The organism is Phyllobacterium calauticae, from assembly GCF_019991125.1.
Lineage (GTDB): Bacteria > Pseudomonadota > Alphaproteobacteria > Rhizobiales > Rhizobiaceae > Phyllobacterium > Phyllobacterium calauticae.
This window is the reverse complement of record NZ_JAGENB010000040.1, coordinates 1-425: the sequence shown is the minus strand read 5'-3', so window position 1 is coordinate 425 and position 425 is coordinate 1. Positions and strand designations below refer to the sequence as shown.

The following is a 425-nucleotide window of genomic DNA, read 5'->3' as shown; positions in this document are numbered from 1 at the left end:
GGAATTTTGGACAATGGGCGCAAGCCTGATCCAGCCATGCCGCGTGAGTGAAGAAGGCCTTCGGGTTGTAAAGCTCTTTCGCAAGGGAAGAAAACGTGTGGGCTAATATCCTGCGCGGATGACGGTACCTTGACAAGAAGCACCGGCTAACTACGTGCCAGCAGCCGCGGTAATACGTAGGGTGCGAGCGTTAATCGGAATTACTGGGCGTAAAGCGTGCGCAGGCGGTTGTGTAAGACAGGTGTGAAATCCCCGGGCTTAACCTGGGAACTGCGCTTGTGACTGCAAGGCTAGAGTACGGCAGAGGGGGGTGGAATTCCAGGTGTAGCAGTGAAATGCGTAGATATCTGGAGGAACACCGATGGCGAAGGCAGCCCCCTGGGCCTATACTGACGCTCATGCACGAAAGCGTGGGGAGCAAACAG

Annotated in this window: 1 rRNA gene; it reads left to right on the top strand. The window is 55.8% G+C overall.

Features of this window, described 5'->3' with window-relative positions:
• Positions 1-425 (top strand): 16S ribosomal RNA (locus J1W56_RS25860); the annotation flags it as partial.